A 17,915-nucleotide genomic window follows, 5' to 3' on the forward strand; every position below is an offset into this window, starting at 1 on the left:
AGGCAAAATCTTCATATTTTCTTCATGATTCAATTTTATACATATTTTTCTGTGATCAAGCCTTGCATTCTCTAGGCCACTGCCTGAATATCCTTAAGCTGACTCAATAATGCAACGCTTTCCATAATTCATTAAATTCAAAGTGATTCAGACTTATGCTGTCTAAGTTTTTCATTCATCGTCCTATTTTTGCAGGTGTGCTGGCCATTGTAGTCATGGCCATTGGACTTTTTGCGGTGATGAATTTACCTGTTGAACGTTATCCGGATATTGCACCGCCTCGTATTACTGTGGCAACAACCTATACCGGTGCATCTGCAGAAACAGTAGAAGAAAGCGTGACCCAGGTGCTGGAACAGCAAATTAAAGGTATCGACCGCTTGCTGTATTTCAGCTCAAGCAGTGATTCCTCAGGTCGAAGCCGGATCAGCATCAGTTTTGAAAATGGTACCGATCCAGATACAGCACAAGTACAGGTTCAAAATGCGATTAACGGGGTTCTCAATCGTTTGCCAGATGATGTCCAGCGACAGGGCGTGAATGTCTTCAAATCTCTTGGCGATACCCATATGGTCATCGGTTTGTATGATGAGTCACGGCGTAGCAGCAATATTGAACTGTCTGATTATTTGACCACGCATCTGGAACAGGATATTTCCCGAATTGATGGCATTGGGGAAGTGGATGTTTTTGGTTCACAGTTCGCGATGCGCATCTGGCTGAATCCAGCAAAATTGAAACAATATAACCTGATGCCAAGTGATGTGCGGGCAGCGATTGAATCACAAAATACTCAAGTGGCAGCCGGCGCAATTGGTGACTTGCCAACAGTCGATGATCAGTATCTGAATGCCAAAGTCACATCAGGCAGCCGTTTAAAAACAGTCGAAGAATTTGAAAATATTATTGTGAAGTCTGCCCGGGATGGTAGCTTTATCTACTTAAAAGATGTTGCACGGGTTGAATTGGGTGCGGAAAATTATCAGTCATATAGCACCACCAACGGCTATCCTTCTGCCGGTCTGGGCATTTCACTGGCCTCCGGTGCCAATGCAATTGCGACGTCGAGTCTGATCAAGGCTGAAATCGAGCGACTTTCCCAGCAGTTGCCGGAAGGCTATAAAATTGCCTATCCGCGTGACAATACACCGTTTGTTAAAGAATCGATTAAAGAAGTCGTTAAAACTTTATTCGAGGCGGTCATTCTGGTCGTCATCGTGATGTTTATCTTCCTGCAAAACTGGCGTGCCACCTTAATTCCGACTGTAACTGTGCCTGTAGTTTTACTCGGAACCATGGCAGTACTTTATGTTTTGGGACTGAGTATTAATACGCTGACTTTGTTTGCCTTAGTACTGGCCATTGGCTTGCTGGTCGATGATGCCATTGTGGTGGTAGAGAATGTTGAACGTCTGATGCATGAGCAGCAGCTTACAGCCAAAGAAGCAGCGCTGGAATCCATGCAGGAAATCAGCGGCGCACTGATCGGGATTACCCTGGTTTTAACCGCGGTCTTTATTCCCATGGCATTTTTTGGTGGCTCAACCGGGGTGATCTATCGTCAGTTCTCGATTACGCTCGTGGCAGCGATGTCTCTGTCGCTGATGGTCGCACTGATTCTGACACCTGCACTTTGTGCGCTGATTCTAAAACCAAATCCAAAACCTGCCAAGTGGGCGAGTTGGTTTAACCAGAAACTGGATGGTTTGAAGCATCATTATCTGAAAGTTTCTAATGTCACTCTACAACATAAGGCCATTAGTCTGGTGCTGTTTGCCGGATTGCTCTGCGTATTTGCTTTATTTTATCGCGCCTTACCCACCAGCTTTTTGCCGAGTGAAGACCAGGGTATTCTGAATCTGCAAATCCGGCTGCAGGAAGGCGCGCCAATGAAAAACACCATTCAGGTCGGTGAGCAGATTCGTCAGTATTTTCTGGAAGAAGAAAAGGACAATATCGACTTGGTCATGCTACGTTATGGCCGTAACTTCTCAGGTACCGGTCAGAACCTGGCGACCGGTTTTGTTGCCTTGAAGCATTGGGATGACCGTGCTGGAGAAGAAAATACCGCGCAGGCGATTCGTGAACGTGCTATGAAGCATTTTCGCAGTAACCGCGATGCTCAAGTCAATATCAGCATGCCGGCTTCAGTGAATGGTTTAGGGCAAACCGACGGCCTGGATTTCTGGATTCGTGATATTAACGGTAATGGCCGTCAGTATCTGGAAGAGCAGTTCCAGAATATGCAGGCTGGAGCAGCTCAATATAGTAGCTTTGAAAATCTGGATAAGCGTTCCAATCCGGAAAAAGCCGAACTGAAAGTCAATATTGACCAGAAACAGGCGATGGCCAATGGTCTGAGTCAATCCGCAATCAACAGTACGCTTTCAGCGGCCTGGGGGGGTAATTATATTAATGACTTTATTGATCGTGGCCGGATTAAACGGGTGATTATGCAGGGCGATGCAGAATTCCGTTCCAAACCTGAAGATCTGGCGCAATGGCATGTACGTAATGACCTGAACGAGATGGTGCCTTTCAGTAATTTCGCTCAGGTGGACTGGAGTGGGGGTCCTGAGGTGGTCAACCGTTTTATGGGCTATACCTCGCTGCAAATGCAAGCAGATATGGTCAAAGGTTCCAGTTCTGGTGAAGCGATGAAGGATGTCGAAAATCTGGTGGCAGAGCAGGATGGCATTGATGTGGTCTGGAGCGGTTTATCCTTTGAGGAAAAACAATCTAGTAATCAGGCAATCTGGTTATATCTGGTGTCGATTGGTTTCATTTTCCTGTGCCTGGCCGCTTTATATGAAAGCTGGACGATTCCGACTGCGGTGATGTCCGCAATTCCTCTAGGGATTGGTGGGAATATTATTTTCAGTTTTCTGGCAGATTTTCCGAATGATATTTACTTCCAGATTGCTTTGCTCACCACGATTGGTCTGTCCTGTAAGAATGCAATTTTAATCGTAGAGTTTGCGGCATTGGCTCAGGAAAAAGGTAAATCGGTAGTTGAAGCTGCACTTGAAGGTGCTTCACTGCGCTTGCGCCCAATCCTGATGACATCTCTGGCCTTTGGTGCTGGGATTCTGCCACTGGTCTTTGCTTTTGGTGCTGGTGCAGCCAGTCGTCGTGAGATTGGAATCAGTGTTTTTGGTGGAGTGATCTTTGGAACGATACTGGTGCTAATTTTTATTCCATTTATGTACGTTTTAATTCGCCAAATGACGATGAAGAAATCACATACATAATATCAATTGAGAATATAGCATTCTAAAATCCCCGTTATAACGGGGATTTTTTTATCGGAAATAAAAAGGTAAAGATTGGCTTAAGTTTAAGCATGGTGTGAAAATTGCTATAGAAATCATCTATTCATGGCGTGTGCATCCTAAAGATGCATTTGATGGGGATTTCTGATTTATGTTGTCGCGCTTTTTTATTTATCGTCCCAAGTTTGCAGCGGTCATTGCAATTTTAATGATGGCCCTTGGGGTATTTGCACTTCAAAAAATTCCCATTGAACATATGCCAAATATGGATACGCCAGCTTTAGGCGTTTCCGCAGGTTATCGTGGTGCATCGGCTGAAACAGTTGAGCAATCGGTGACCCAGATTCTGGAACAGGCGGTAAAAGGCATTGAAGGTCTGGAAACTTTTCACTCCAGCAGTTCGGTGGGACGGGCCCAACTTACGCTGCAATTTGAGCCAGGAGTCGATCTTGATCAAGCCCAGTTACAGGTTCAAAACGCCGTGAATGGTGTATTGAGCCGCTTACCTGAAGAGACGCAGCAGGGCGGAGTCAATGTTTATAAATCAGGGTATGACCAGTTTGCACTATTAAGTTTATATGATGAGAGTGGGCAGAGTAGCGTTACCGAACTTTCAGATTATTTGATGGTCCACGTCGAACCGCGTTTGTCACGTATTGAAGGTGTAGGGGAAATTGACCTGTACGGTGCAGGTTATGCCATGCGGATTTGGCTAAATCCGCATAAGTTGCACCAGTTTAACCTGATGCCAAGCGATATCCGTAATGCCATTGAAACTCAAAACGCGCCACTGGCTTCAGGCGCAATTGGTGGTTTGCCGACGATGCAGGATCAATATCTCAATGCCAAGGTCAGTGCCGGTTCACATTTAAGCAGTGTGAAAGAATTTGAAAATATCATCGTTAAAACCACAGATTCCGGTTCATTGCTGTATTTAAAAGATGTGGCACGGGTAGAACTAGGTGCAGAAAGTTATAACCACATTAACTATACCAACGGACAGCTCTCTTCAGCTTTATCGATTACTTTGGCGCCGCGGAGTAATGCTATTGCCGTGTCCAAACAGATTCAAGACGTATTAAAAAACACTCAGGCCAATTTGCCACCGCACTACCAGTTGCAAATGACCATGGACAAAACTCCATTTATTACCAGCTCAATTGAACAGGTAGCTAAAACTCTGGTTGAAGCCATTATTCTGGTCATTGTGGTGATGTTTATCTTCCTGCAAAACTGGCGTGCCACGATTATTCCGGCCGTTACGATTCCGATTGTGGTTTTGGCGACCTTTGCAGTGCTGTATGTCTTGGATATGACTCTGAATAGTTTTACCTTATTTGCCCTGATTTTAGCCATTGGTCTGCTAGTCGATGATGCCATTGTAGTGGTGGAAAATATTGAACGCCTGATGCAGGACGAACATCTGGATGCCAAAGCGGCTGCCTTAAAATCCATGCAGGAAATGAGTGGAGCACTGGTCGGTATTACGCTGGTACTTACTGCAGTATTTATCCCGATGGCTTTCTTTGGCAGTATTACTGGGGTGATTTATCGTCAATTTTCCCTCACTTTGGTAGTGGCGATGTTGCTGTCTTTATTCGTGGCCTTGGTGATTACCCCGACATTTGCGGCACAGTTATTGAAACGCAAACATCATCAGGCTCGCTGGGCACAGCGCTTTAACCATGGCATGGATCAGCTCAATGCCGGTTATCAAAAAGTTTCAGCTCGGAGCATGCGATTGAAATTCACGATGTTGGCACTGTTTGGTGTGTGCATAATGAGCTTCGGCTGGGTATATAAGCATTTGCCGGAAGGCTTGATGCCCACGGAAGACATGGGCTTTGTTATGGGGCAGATTGTCATGCCGGGCAACGCACCGCGTTCAGAAGTCGAAAAAGTCGGGCGTGAAGTACAAGACTATTTAATGAAACATGAATCAGAACGCATTCAGAGTGTAGGCGTCTGGTATAGCGGCAACAACGTTGGTGTAGGCCCGTATCGTGGGCAGCTCTTTGTGGTATTAAAAGACTGGGCTGAACGTAAAAATCCTGAAGATTCGGTCTTTGCCATTGTCGATCGAGCACAGAAACACTTTGCCAATCATGCCAATGCCCAAATTTTCTTTATGGCGCCTTCCATGTCGAGTAATGGTCGTGTAGTCGATTTCTGGTTGCAAGACCTGGATTATAAAGGAGCTGAATTTTTACAGGAGGCATTTGGCCAGATTGAAGCGCGTGCCCAAGGCAAATCATCGATTGAATTTTTACAGCTGGACCAACCCAAAGAAAGTGCTGAGCTGAATATCAAACTTGATGCAGAACGCGTGTTAAAGCATTCCATTCCTCAGCAAAATGTAAACAGTACTTTGGCCGCAGCGTGGGGTGGAACTTACATCAATGACTTTATTGATCGCGGGCAGATTAAACGTGTGATTATGCAGGGTGAAGCAGAATACCGTTCCAAACCTGAAGATCTGGCCTTCTGGCATGTACGCAATCAAAAAGGTGAAATGCTGTCATTTAACCAGTTTAGCAGTCTGAATTGGCAGGGCGGGCCGAACAGTATTAACCGCTATATGGGCTATAACGCTGTTCCAGTCTATGCCGGGATTCCAAAGGACAAGTTTTCCAGTCAGACCATGCAGGATGTTGAAACATTGGTAGATACTCAGGAAGGCGTGAATCTGGCCTGGAGCGGAGCCGCATTGGAAGAAAAGCGTAGCAGCGGTCAGGCGATTTTTCTTTATGTGATTTCGATTGCCTTTATTTTCCTGTGTTTAACCGCTTTATATGAAAGTTGGACCATTCCTGCGGCCGTGATCAGTGCCATTCCATTGGGCGTAGGCGGCAGTATCTTATTTTGCTGGGTCTTTGGTTTCGCCAATGACATCTTTTTTCATATTGCCTTGCTGACGACAATTGGTCTGTCCTGTAAAAATGCCATTCTGATTGTGGAGTTTGCTGCACAGGCAGAGAAAGCAGGAAAAACAGCTATAGCTGCAGCCTTAGAAGGAGCAAGTTTGCGCTTACGGCCTATTCTCATGACTTCTATTGCTTTTGCTGCGGGAGTGATTCCTTTGATTTTTGCTTCTGGGGTCAGTGCGATCAGCCGTCAGGAAATTGGTGCCAGCGTTTTGGGCGGGGTCATTTTTGCAACTATTTTGGTATTATTCTTTATCCCGTTTATGTATGTGTTAATCCGAAACCTGTTTCGTGTCAAAGCAACAAATAAAGTTATACAAATCAATCAGGAAAATGAGGAATACTCACTCTAGGGCGGGTATGTTTCATACCTGCATGGAATGATGGTATGGGAATGCAGCACCAAGAAAAAATACAGCAACTACATGAGACTCTGCTAACAGGGGAAAATAATATTCATCAGCTTCTGCAAAAGCTGAATATTGCCGATCAGGCCAGAATTTTGTCTGAGCTTGGACCAGCAGAACGCTGTCACCATTTCAAGCAGCTGGAACGTCAGGCAGAAGTACTGGAGTTCTTGCCGCTGGCCATGCAAATCCAGCTGGCCTATCAATTTCCTCTGGAGCAACTGGCCAGTCTGATGGATGCCATGCATTCCGATGACTTCATTGATTTATACAAGCAGATGCCCTGTGAAGTGCAGCAGCAGTTACTTGGCAAATTATCTACCCAGTCGCTACAAACCCTGCGAGAGCTGCATGCTTATCCGGAAGAAACAGCCGGCGCATTAATGAGTTCAGACTTCGTCACGCTTGCTCCCGAACTGAGCATGACGGAGGCGATTGAAACGCTACGTGATATTGCGGGGAATCATGACACTTTATATCTGATCTATATCGTGGATGAGAAACAGCATCTGCTCGGCGTAATTTCCTTAAGGCAAATTATTCAGGCACGGCCGGATGCTACCATTAATGAGGTCATGACCACAGATGTAGTCTATGCCACGGTGGATGAGGATCAGGAGCAGGTCGCCCGTACCTTGGCCTATTATGATTTTATTGCCTTGCCAGTGGTCGACGCGACCCAGAAGCTGGTCGGGATTATTACTTATGATGATGCCATGGATATTGCTGAGGCAGAAAGCACCGAGGATATTTTAAAATCTGGTGCAGTGACGCCTTTGAATGAACTGAGTCTGAAAACCGCACCGATTCTCAGACTGTATCAGAAACGGGTATTCTGGCTGGTCATTCTGGTGTTTGGCAGTTTGCTCTCTGGAATCGGGATTGCCCATTTTGAAGATATTATTTCCACCCATATTGTGCTGGTATTTTTCTTGCCATTGTTGGTGGGAAGTGGCGGGAATGCTGGCTCGCAATCTGCTACCTTGATGGTGCGTGCCTTGGCAACAGGCAATGTGCAGTTTAAGGACTGGTTTAGCCTGCTGGGTCGTGAATCCCTGGTTGCGTTATGTCTGGGTGGAACGATGGCCATTGCTGTATCAATCTTGGGTTATATTCGAGGTGACTGGATGGTCGCCATCGTACTTGCTTTAAGTATGTTAGGTATTGTGCTGATGGGCTGTCTGATTGGCATGAGTTTACCCTTTATTCTCAACAAGCTGAAAATGGACCCAGCCAGTGCATCAGCACCGCTGGTAACGTCGATTTGTGATGCCACTGGGGTGATTATTTACTTGTTTATTGCCTCTCAATTATTGTTTTAAATACCTAGCAATTACAGCTTAAATAGAAAAAATACTTTATGCTCAATTACATCAGCTTCATTTCTGGAAGAACCTATGCCTGATCCCGGACAAAAAAATAAATTGAGCCAACAGGATGTCATTCTTCTGGAGCGGGATCTGGCCAAGTTTGCCAATATGATGGATTCGGTGGTACGGATTCCATTTACCAAGCAGGGCGTCGGGGCAGATGCTGCTTTGAGTACCATTCCGGTAGCTGGAGATATCGCAGGTTTTGTATTGACCAGTTATGCGATTTATAAAGCCCGTCAGATCGGGGTGCCAAGTGAAAAATTAAAGCCAGTCCTGAAAATGGCCGTCATGGATGCTGTGGTCGGCTTTATTCCTGTAGCAGGAACAATATTTGATATTTTTATTCGTCCTAGCCGTAAGGCACTGGATATTGTGCATCAGCATATCCGGGACGAATACCAGATCCGTACCGATCATCATGTGGTACATCCATTTCTGCATGAAAGTTTGGAACGCAGACAACAGCAATCTGCTTTCTGGCGTAATCCTGTGGTGGCCTGGATCTGGATTCATCTACCAGATATCTTAGGAACTTTCTTTTTGATTCTGTTAATTATGGCCATTGGCTGGGGCACAATGCAGTTCTTTCAATGGTTTAAAGCCTGAAGGTTTATAAACCTAAACTTAATAAAAAAGCCTGCAAATGCAGGCTTTTTTCTATCAAGCAATCAATGCGTTGCTTAAGGGCAATCGAGTTGTTGCAAAGCAGCAACACGTTGTTCAATCGTTGGGTGAGTCTGGAACAGTGCCGCCAGACTAAAACCTTGTTCCTGACCAGCAGAAATTGCAAAGGCTTTCATTTCTTTCGGCATAGTATCCGGCATTTCTGATTCCGCCTGTAAACGTAATAACGCTGAAATCATCGCCTGTTTGCCTGCCAAACGTGCACCTGCTTCATCAGCACGATACTCACGGTAGCGTGAGAACCACAGCACGATCGCTGAAGCCATAATACCAAATACGATATCCAGCACAATGGTAATCACAAAATAGCCAATACCCGGTGCCTCACCTTCTTCACGACCGAAGATCGTACGGTCTACAAAGTCGCCAACTACACGGGCAAAGAACATGACAAATGTGTTGACTACACCTTGGATCAAGGCCAGTGTCACCATATCGCCATTGGCAACGTGACCAATCTCGTGTGCCAGTACCGCACGAAGTTCGTCTTTATTCATGCGTTCAAGCAGACCCGTGGACACAGACACGAGCGCATCGTTCTTGTTCCAGCCTGTTGCAAAGGCATTTGACTGATAAGATGGGAAAATACCCACTTCCGGCATTTTAATGCCAGCGCGCTGAGAAAGTTGCGCAACTTCTTGTAATAACCATGCTTCTGCCTGGTTACGAGGGGCATTTGGGTCAATCAGTTCAGTACCGGTTGTTTTTTTCGCCATCCATTTAGACATGAACAGGGAAATCAGTGATCCCACCATACCGAACACAAAACAGATCACCAACAGGTTGCCTAGATTCAAGCCACCCGCGCCATGGTAACTACCGACACCGAAGAGTGACAGGATAATGCCAGCTACAACCAGTACCGCGAGGTTGGTTAGCAAGAACAAACCAATCCGCATCATTGAGAAATCCTCTTATTATAAAAAAATAATCTGATTAGCAAATGAAAATCATTGAAATCAATATGGGGTGAAATGACTAAAAATTCAAGAAAAAAAATGGCCCTGGATCACAAAACACAGCTTTATTTTTTGCTGCATTTTCGCTAAGGCCATTTAGAATCAAATAATTTTGATTTGTTTATTCACTTAAATAAATTTTAGCTGCTGCTGTTGCATTTGCCGTTGCATAAGAACCCATCGGTGCATCGGTATAACTGCCATCAGCATTCATAATAATCTGACGCTGATACTTGGCTGCCTGGATGTGCGAAGTGCTGCTGCTATCATTGGAGTAATTCGCTGAACTGGCAATGATGCGGCCTTCACTGGATGAAGTGCTAGACGTGGTTGTGCTTGCACTCAGGCCATGAGTATACAGATTTTGATAACGGCTGGTCACACGGCGTACATAATCCTGAGTCTCCCGGAAAGGCGGGATTCCACCATATTTGCTGACATTGCCTTCACCGGCATTATAGCCCGCCAGTGCCAGGCTGGTATTGCCATTAAAACGCTTTAATAACCAAGCCAGATATTTAGCACCCGCCATAATGTTCTGATGAGGATCATAGGCATTACTGACATTAAAGCGACGTGCAGTGGCTGGCATCAGCTGCATCAAACCTTGTGCACCCACAGGGGAGCGGGCATGGGTATTAAAGCCGGATTCAGTATGCATGACTGCTTTAATTAAACCTTCAGACACACCATAAGTCTGGGCGGCCTGACGAATGATCGAATCAAAAGCGTTCTTATTCTTGCTATAGCTAGGCAAAACTGACGACTCGCTGCTGCCCCAGTTACTATAGCTATGAATATTGCTATCCGGATAATAAGTCTTCTTTTCGACCTGAAGATGATTATAACGGCTCTTCTTATTGGTCAATAAGGTACTGCCGTTTTTATCACGCAACTGATAGATGGTTTCACCGGCATACACCAAATGACTGCAGCCCAGCATAAGCAAGCTACCGATCAGTTGACACCCCAAGAAATACGTCTTTATTTTCATTGTTTATATTTGATAAATAATAAGCTAGAAAAATTCATGGATGAGTTTAACAAAAAATTACGTAATGCACAGCCTTATACGCTGCATTTATAAACGAGTATGTAAACGGGAACAGCTGTCAATATTTTGAACATTAAAATATTTTTTTTATTTAATTTAAAACCTTAGGGTTGACAGCTTTAAGTTATTGATTTTAATAATAAAATAAATTGATCAAAAAATGATCAATTTAAAGAAAAGCCTTAAATTTTGAGGTGAACAAGTTGTCAAGTCCATTTCAATCCACAAAGTTATCCACAGCTTTTGTGGACAACTGTGGAAAAGTCCAAAAGATAAGCATCTCGCTTAAAAATTGAACTAAATCGTTCAATATATCAATCTAAATAAAACATGAAAATGAAACTAATATGGCATTTGTATGAAAATAAATTCTTTTGATGCGATACGGAACCGAATCAGCTAAAATTGCGCGGTATTTCTATTTATGGGTTATTCTCGTCTATGTACTCGCCAGTTGAATCCGAGCAAGGATTTAATTTCAAACCTGAACTGCCAACAAGCTCTGCCTACTACCGTTTGTTGAAGAAGCTTCGCCGCCAGGTCGGACATGCCATTCGCGACTTCAAGATGATTGAAGACGGCGACAAGGTCATGGTGTGTATTTCTGGTGGTAAAGACAGTTATACCTTGCTTGATATCCTCCTTCAGTTTAAACGCATTGCACCAATCAACTTTGATGTGGTGGCGGTTAACCTGGACCAGAAACAGCCCGGTTTCCCGGAAGATGTATTACCGCGTTATTTAGAAGAAAATAACATTCCGTATTACATCTTGGAAAAAGATACCTACAGCATTACCAAAAAACTGACACCGGAAGGTAAGACTTACTGTGCAGTATGTTCACGTCTGCGCCGTGGTTCTTTGTACGGTTTTGCTCAGGAAATTGGGGCGACTAAAGTGGCGCTGGGTCATCACCGTGATGATATTTTGGCAACATTCTTCCTGAACCTGTTCCATGGGGGCAGCCTGAAAGCCATGCCGCCAAAACTGCTGTCTTCTGACAAAAAGAATATCCTGATTCGTCCATTGGCCTATGTGGAAGAAAAAGACATCATCAAATATGCACAGATGCGTCAATTTCCAATTATTCCATGTAATTTATGTGGCTCTCAGGAAAATCTTCAACGTGCCATTATCAATGACATGTTACGTGAATGGGATAATGCACATCCAAAACGTCTGCACAGCATCTTTGGTGCCTTGCAAAATGTTTCACCATCTCAGTTAGTTGACCGCGAATTATTTGATTTTGAAATTCTGGATAGCCAGCGCGAATTCGATTTCAAAGGCAGCTGTTCAACTGAAGAGGCGGTAGAAGGTGAGAACCGCCGCATCAATATGGTCAATTTGGGCTTTGCAGCGGACTAATCGACCTATATAAAGTTAAGCCGATACAGGCATGGGCTACGGCCTATGCCTGAATCAAAAATAACACAAGATAAGAACTACAAAAATTGAACGGTGCGTACAAAATTCGTTAGCCTTTGCCATAATGATCATGTTATAACAAGTCACAAGCATAATAGCTTCAACCTGATGTCGTCTGGATAGTCGACACAAATGAATAAATAAATTGAGGAAAGATCATGCCTGCTTTTTTAACTGATGATTGGTTTTCGACTGTAGACACGCTCACTGCACAAGCTGGTGATTTGGATTTGCCACCTGCTTTGGCGAATCTGGCAATTAATTTGGTCGTTGCAGACACTACAGGTAATACAGAATTATCTTTGGAAGGTGGCGCGATTAAAAAAGGTTTGTCTCCAAATGCAAAAACAACATTGAACATGGATGGCGAAACCTTACGTAAAGTTTTCCTTGAGTTTGATATGGCGGCTGCAATGCAAGCCTTCATGACAGGTAAAATCAAAGTGCAAGGCGATATGTCTCAATTGATGGCATTACAAACAGCGAAGCCAAGCCAAGCTCAAAAAGACCTGTTCAAGAAAGTTCTTGAAAATACCACAGCTTAATAGTTTTGATCTAAAAAGCTGTAGTAACAAAAAAGCTTACCCTGAGGTAAGCTTTTTTTTATAGCTGAATATCTGGATTCGAAATGATCAGGCTTAAATATTCACCAGCTGTGGAGTGGTCTTGATGTGTTCCAGATAGGCACGAATACGGGTCACGTATTGCAGGGCCTGACGGTAACGACCATTACTGGCTTTATTCTGTTCCAGATAAGCATACAGGTTTACCCAGTTATTCGGATTCTTGCCTTGGGCCTGAATACGTTTTTGCAGCTGATTCACAGCACCTGGGCCCATGTTATAGGCAACTAAAGCAAACCAGTTACGATCCGGATAAGGGATATGTTCATAACGGCTCAGCATCTGGTCATAGTATTTGGCACCCCCATCAATACTTTCGCCTGGATCTGTCCGGTTACTAACCCCCATCGCTTTTGCGGTAGAGCTTGTGAGCATCATCAGACCGCGGACACCGGTGGGAGATACGGAGTTTGGCTTTAGATAGGATTCCTGGTAACCGATCGCGGCGAGCAGGTGCCAGTCCAGATCGTACTGCTGAGCAGATTTCTGGAAGCTTGCCTTGTATGTGGGGAGGCGCTGGTTCAGGTCCTGTTGAATTTCATCCCAAGAATGTTCTTCTACCACATTCTGATTGTAGAAGGATGCAAGCTGCTTGATCGCACCGCTTTGTTTGCCTTGACAGACAAAAGCACTGGCGGTTTGACTCAAGGGATCACTGGCTGATTTAAATACCAGATTCAGATTGGAATTCAGTCCATTACTGGCCAGTGCAGACTCATCACCACAAGTGGCAGAAAAAGCTGTTAAACGCTGTTGTTCAATCGTACCCAGATCAGTGGTGGTCATGGCCAGATTGGCTTTGCCCTGCGCTACCCATTTCAGGGCCGTGGCATTATCCGGAACAGTTTTAAAATCCAGCTTAACATTCAGGCTGTTGGCATAGTTACGAACCAGGTCATAACCAAAGCCATGCTGATGTTGTCCATCCTGAAACACAGTCGTTGGACTTTGAACTGTGACGACGGTGAGTTTGTTGCTATTGACCACATGATCATATTGAAATGTGGTTTTAGTGGCATTGATACTATGAAAGGGGATAAGTGCCGTACTCAGTACCAGTGCTTTTACAGGGAGAGAAGAGATAAAAGAGCTAAGGCAAAGCCTCGACCCAGTGGTTGAACTACTGTGCATGTTGTCTCCGCTACAAGTAATTTATGCCCTAAAAATCACAGCCAATACTAGCCAGAAACTTTTAAAAGTTTGATAAATTCAATAAGGGTTGGGCAGTCATGACGTCATTCAAAAATGACTAAATTGATCGGGAAATATGTAGAAAAACTACATAGATTAAAAAATAAGCGATTCCAAAAGTAGGGTGCATATTAAAGATCAAAAAATGAATTGTCAAATTTTGTACATAATTTATTTTTTAAATGTAATTTAAGTTATTAAATTTATTGAAGAAAAAAATTGCATATTCTGGCTTGTCCTAAAACTCCAAATAAAATAAGCTCTTAATGTCTAAAAACTGGTTCAAAATTGGCAATTAAAACACATGAAATCTAACCTGATTACCCGTGGTGGACACGACAAATTGGTGGCAGAACTTAAAAATCTCTGGCATGAGGAACGTCCTGAAATTACCAAAAAAGTGAACTGGGCAGCCAGTCTCGGCGACCGTTCGGAAAACGCAGATTACCAGTATAACAAACAGCTTTTACGTAAAATTGATCGTCGGGTTCGTTATCTGGGCAAGCGTTTGGAAGAGCTGCGAATTGTCGATTTTTCTCCTGAACAGGAAGGCAAAGTTTATTTTGGTGCCTGGGTCGAAATTGAAAATGAACAGGGTGAGCAAAAGAGCCTTCGGATTGTGGGCGTCGATGAAATTTATGATCATCATCCGCAGCATATTTCGATTGATTCACCCATGGCACGTGCCCTGTTAGGCAAGTCAGTGGATGATGAAGCTGAGGTGATGACACCATCCGGCAAGAAACTCTGGTTTATCAATTCAATTCGCTATGAAAAGCCAGAAAATTCAGAAGATTAATGAAATTGATTTTATTTTGTGCAGTTGATGCAGAGAAATTGGAAAAATATTTGCCAAGCGCAATTTTTATTTATATGATGGCGGCCATGGAAGCGTGGCAGAGCGGTTTAATGCACCGGTCTTGAAAACCGACGAGGGCTTATACCCCTCCGTGAGTTCGAATCTCACCGCTTCCGCCAGATACGAAAACCCCGATCATTGATCGGGGTTTTTATTTTTAACTCATTAAAATGATTTTAAATTTTCATTGTTCAAAATGATGTGAACATTAAGGCTAAATTCATTCTGAAAATAAAAATATCAGCCCCTAAATCTTATGTATAAAATTTTATCTACTCTAAAATTTTCGTCTGATTTTTAACTGAATGAACTGATTTTTACAGAAGTTTTGCGAAAATTTATTGCCAAAAAACAGAAATATTTATATGATGGCGGCCATGGAAGCGTGGCAGAGCGGTTTAATGCACCGGTCTTGAAAACCGACGAGGGCTTATACCCCTCCGTGAGTTCGAATCTCACCGCTTCCGCCAGATACGAAAAACCCCGATCATTGATTGGGGTTTTTTATTGTCTGATCATTGGGGTTTATAGGTCAGACTCAGATGGAAGGCTGCCCTGAATTTCCTGTTGTATCCATGCAACAAATTTTTCAATCAGCGGTGAGCTTTCCTGACTGGAATGGACCAGATAATAGCCTCGTTTCTTTTCTAAGGTCTTACTGGATACCAGCACCAATTCCTGTCGCTTTAATTCTTTTTCAATTAGCATTTGCGGGATCAAGGCCATTCCCATGCCATGGCTAGCCACTACAGCGAGCATAGAAAACAGTTCATGTCGTTGCCCCTGCAAAGGATTTGGGTGTTGGATCTGATGTAGCTTGAACCAGTCTTCCCAGATATTCGGCCGGGTGGTTTGCTGTAATAAAGGGAGTTGAACCAGTTGTTCAGCACTTAAGTCATAGCTGTAGTCATTAATCTTCTGTGCATCGGGAAAATACTGTTGAATTAGGTCAGGTGCACAGACAGCAACTACATCTTCATGCATTAGAAAATGGCTATGCGTACCAGGCCATTGTTCGACCTGTTGAGGTGTTCCTGCATAAATAGCAGCATCGAAAATCTGTTCCTGAAACAGAAAAGGGCGGGTGCTGGTTTCCAGATGTATCGTAATTTCAGGATACAGCCGATTAAAGCTCTGGAGTTTAGGTAATAGCCAGCGAGTCGCAAACGTAGGCACTACGCCCAGTTTTAAAGTACCGCCGCGCCCTTGATGCGTAATGACGTCTAGGGTTGACTGTTCCAGTCCTTTGAGATGCGGAGTGATACTTTTTAAATATTGCTGTCCAGCATGATTGAGTTCTACACCATGCCGCGTACGGGTAAATAAAGCCGTGCCTAAATACTCCTCCAGTTGCTGGATCTGGCGTGAAACTGCACTTTGGGTTAAAAACAGTTCCTGTGCAGCATAGGTATAACTGGCATGACGTGCAGCAGTTTCGAAACAGATCAGCGCTTGCAGGGAAGGTATTTTTCTACGCACTTGTTCATCCTTGAACTTAAAATGGTCAGATATCAATAAATGGTATATCAATCTAATACTACTATACGACTTTGGTATAAAAAATAGGCAAATTAGCTATGAAAATAATTTCTAGAAATAGCGACTTATATAAGGTATGCATAAAGTGCATAGCTGCATGCAAATTTATTGTTTGAACAAGTCATGATTCATGCCTAGAGTCAATCTGAAGGATAAAACAACATCATCTAATAGATAGATGAAGGATTGGAAGGGAATACTATGAATCAAATGGTCGATACTAAGAAAACCAGCAAAGTCTATTTTAACTGGCAGGATCCGTTCTTACTGGAGCAGCAGCTGACTGAAGAAGAACGCATGGTCATGGAATCTGCGCGTGCCTATTGTCAGGGGCAGTTACAGCCGCGTGTATTAGAGCAGTTCCGTCATGAGAAAACAGATCCAACCATTTTCCGTGAAATGGGTGAACTCGGTCTGCTGGGTCCAACCATTCCAGAACAATACGGTGGCGCTGGTTTAAATTATGTCAGCTATGGTCTGATTGCCCGCGAAGTAGAACGTGTGGATTCAGGTTACCGTTCAATGGCCAGCGTACAAAGCTCGCTGGTGATGGTACCCATCAATGAATTTGGTTCTGAAGAACAGAAACAGAAATATTTGCCAAAACTGGCGACCGGTGAATATATCGGCTGTTTCGGTCTGACTGAGCCTGATCATGGTTCTGATCCGGGTAGCATGATTACTCGTGCCAAGAAAGTCGAAGGTGGTTACCGTCTGACTGGCGCCAAAATGTGGATTACCAACAGTCCGATTGCAGATGTTTTTGTAGTTTGGGCAAAAGAAGTGTCTCCTGAAGGCAATGTCGGTGACATTCGTGGCTTTATTCTGGAAAAAGGCTGGGAAGGGCTTTCTGCACCAGCGATTCACGGTAAGGTCGGTCTGCGTGCATCGATTACTGGTGAAATCGTGATGGACAATGTTTTTGTTCCAGAAGAAAACGCATTCCCGGAAATTCGTGGTTTAAAAGGTCCATTTACCTGTCTGAATAGTGCCCGTTATGGTATTGCTTGGGGTGCGATGGGTGCAGCTGAATTCTGCTGGCATACAGCACATCAATACACCATGGACCGTAAACAGTTCGGTCGTCCATTGGCTGCGAATCAGCTGATCCAGAAAAAACTGGCAGACATGCAAACTGAAATTGCGTTAGGTCTGCAAGTGGCATTACGTTTTGGTCGCATGAAAGATGAAGGAATTGCTTCAGTTGAAGGTACTTCACTGATCAAGCGTAATAACTGTGGTAAAGCACTGGATATTGCCCGCTTAGCACGTGACATGATGGGCGGTAACGGGATCTCTGATGAATTTGGTGTGGCACGTCATCTGGTAAACCTGGAAGTGGTCAACACTTATGAAGGTACCCATGATGTACACGCCTTGATTCTTGGTCGTGCGCAAACAGGTATTGCTGCTTTCTCCAATTAAAAGAGAAAACTTTTTCGTGCAGGGTATAGTTTTCAATAGCCTAATCCTGCGTCATTTTCTTACTCCAATTACACTCCTTTGCCGAAGCGATGTTTGACTTCGGCATTTTTTATATCTCTATGTTTGCAAGAATTCATCTAAAGCTTGAGTGAAAATAGTCACATCCCGGTTGACGCG

The 17,915-nt window shown here is 43.9% G+C and carries 12 protein-coding genes and 2 tRNA genes; 10 read left to right on the forward strand and 4 right to left on the reverse strand.

The window, feature by feature from the left end:
* Positions 1 to 155 precede the first annotated feature (155 nt).
* The 4 genes from FTU46_RS04140 (at position 156) to FTU46_RS04155 (ending at position 8,582) form a co-directional block, all read left to right on the forward strand.
* Positions 156 to 3,251, forward strand: coding sequence for a multidrug efflux RND transporter permease subunit (locus FTU46_RS04140; protein WP_180104404.1), 3,096 nt, complete (start codon positions 156 to 158; stop codon positions 3,249 to 3,251).
* 172 nt (positions 3,252 to 3,423) lie between these two features.
* Complete coding sequence (locus FTU46_RS04145; protein ID WP_180104405.1) at positions 3,424 to 6,549, forward strand: efflux RND transporter permease subunit; 3,126 nt, start codon at positions 3,424 to 3,426, stop codon at positions 6,547 to 6,549.
* Between the two features lie 41 nt (positions 6,550 to 6,590).
* Positions 6,591 to 7,925, forward strand: coding sequence for a magnesium transporter (gene mgtE / locus FTU46_RS04150; protein ID WP_180104406.1), 1,335 nt, complete (start codon positions 6,591 to 6,593; stop codon positions 7,923 to 7,925).
* A gap of 75 nt (positions 7,926 to 8,000) precedes the next feature.
* Positions 8,001 to 8,582 (forward strand): DUF4112 domain-containing protein, encoded by a 582-nt coding sequence (locus FTU46_RS04155; RefSeq protein WP_180104407.1) that lies wholly within the window; start codon positions 8,001 to 8,003, stop codon positions 8,580 to 8,582.
* A gap of 74 nt (positions 8,583 to 8,656) precedes the next feature.
* Here the strand turns inward: FTU46_RS04155 and htpX are convergent, their stop codons facing one another.
* Together htpX and FTU46_RS04165 are read right to left on the reverse strand one after the other, a co-directional pair.
* Positions 8,657 to 9,562: a protease HtpX gene (gene htpX, locus FTU46_RS04160; protein WP_005236795.1), complete on the reverse strand. Its 906-nt coding sequence runs from the start codon at positions 9,560 to 9,562 to the stop codon at positions 8,657 to 8,659.
* Positions 9,563 to 9,740: 178 nt separating this feature from the next.
* The gene (locus FTU46_RS04165; RefSeq protein WP_218945528.1) at positions 9,741 to 10,613 is read right to left on the reverse strand and encodes a lytic transglycosylase domain-containing protein; all 873 of its coding nucleotides are present in this window, start codon (positions 10,611 to 10,613) and stop codon (positions 9,741 to 9,743) included.
* A 501-nt stretch (positions 10,614 to 11,114) separates the two neighbouring features.
* Here FTU46_RS04165 and ttcA point away from each other — a divergent pair.
* Together ttcA and FTU46_RS04175 are read left to right on the forward strand one after the other, a co-directional pair.
* On the forward strand, positions 11,115 to 12,041 hold the full coding sequence (gene ttcA, locus FTU46_RS04170; protein ID WP_005236792.1) for a tRNA 2-thiocytidine(32) synthetase TtcA: 927 nt from the start codon (positions 11,115 to 11,117) through the stop codon (positions 12,039 to 12,041).
* Between the two features lie 218 nt (positions 12,042 to 12,259).
* Positions 12,260 to 12,646, forward strand: a complete 387-nt coding sequence (locus FTU46_RS04175) for an SCP2 sterol-binding domain-containing protein (RefSeq protein ID WP_004784757.1) — start codon at positions 12,260 to 12,262, stop codon at positions 12,644 to 12,646.
* A gap of 93 nt (positions 12,647 to 12,739) precedes the next feature.
* On the opposite strand, the gene FTU46_RS04180 is transcribed toward FTU46_RS04175, so the two are convergent.
* Positions 12,740 to 13,855, reverse strand: a complete 1,116-nt coding sequence (locus FTU46_RS04180; RefSeq protein WP_179992802.1) for a transglycosylase SLT domain-containing protein — start codon at positions 13,853 to 13,855, stop codon at positions 12,740 to 12,742.
* Positions 13,856 to 14,219: 364 nt separating this feature from the next.
* On the opposite strand from FTU46_RS04180, the gene greB reads away from it, so the two are divergent.
* The 3 genes from greB (at position 14,220) to FTU46_RS04195 (ending at position 15,244) form a co-directional block, all read left to right on the forward strand.
* Positions 14,220 to 14,714, forward strand: coding sequence for a transcription elongation factor GreB (gene greB, locus FTU46_RS04185; RefSeq protein ID WP_159123487.1), 495 nt, complete (start codon positions 14,220 to 14,222; stop codon positions 14,712 to 14,714).
* 88 nt (positions 14,715 to 14,802) lie between these two features.
* Positions 14,803 to 14,893: transfer RNA gene (locus FTU46_RS04190), tRNA-Ser, on the forward strand.
* Positions 14,894 to 15,153: 260 nt separating this feature from the next.
* A tRNA-Ser gene (locus tag FTU46_RS04195) sits at positions 15,154 to 15,244 on the forward strand.
* 55 nt (positions 15,245 to 15,299) lie between these two features.
* Here FTU46_RS04195 and FTU46_RS04200 read toward each other — a convergent pair.
* The gene (locus tag FTU46_RS04200) at positions 15,300 to 16,253 is read right to left on the reverse strand and encodes a LysR substrate-binding domain-containing protein (protein ID WP_179992801.1); all 954 of its coding nucleotides are present in this window, start codon (positions 16,251 to 16,253) and stop codon (positions 15,300 to 15,302) included.
* A 261-nt stretch (positions 16,254 to 16,514) separates the two neighbouring features.
* Here FTU46_RS04200 and FTU46_RS04205 point away from each other — a divergent pair, with 261 nt between their 5' ends.
* A complete protein-coding gene (locus FTU46_RS04205) occupies positions 16,515 to 17,738 on the forward strand; it encodes an acyl-CoA dehydrogenase (RefSeq protein WP_180104408.1) in 1,224 nt (407 codons plus the stop codon).
* Positions 17,739 to 17,915: the final 177 nt, after the last annotated feature.

Origin of the sequence: Acinetobacter sp. YH12108 (assembly GCF_013419055.1) — a bacterium.
Classification (GTDB): Bacteria; Pseudomonadota; Gammaproteobacteria; order Pseudomonadales; family Moraxellaceae; genus Acinetobacter.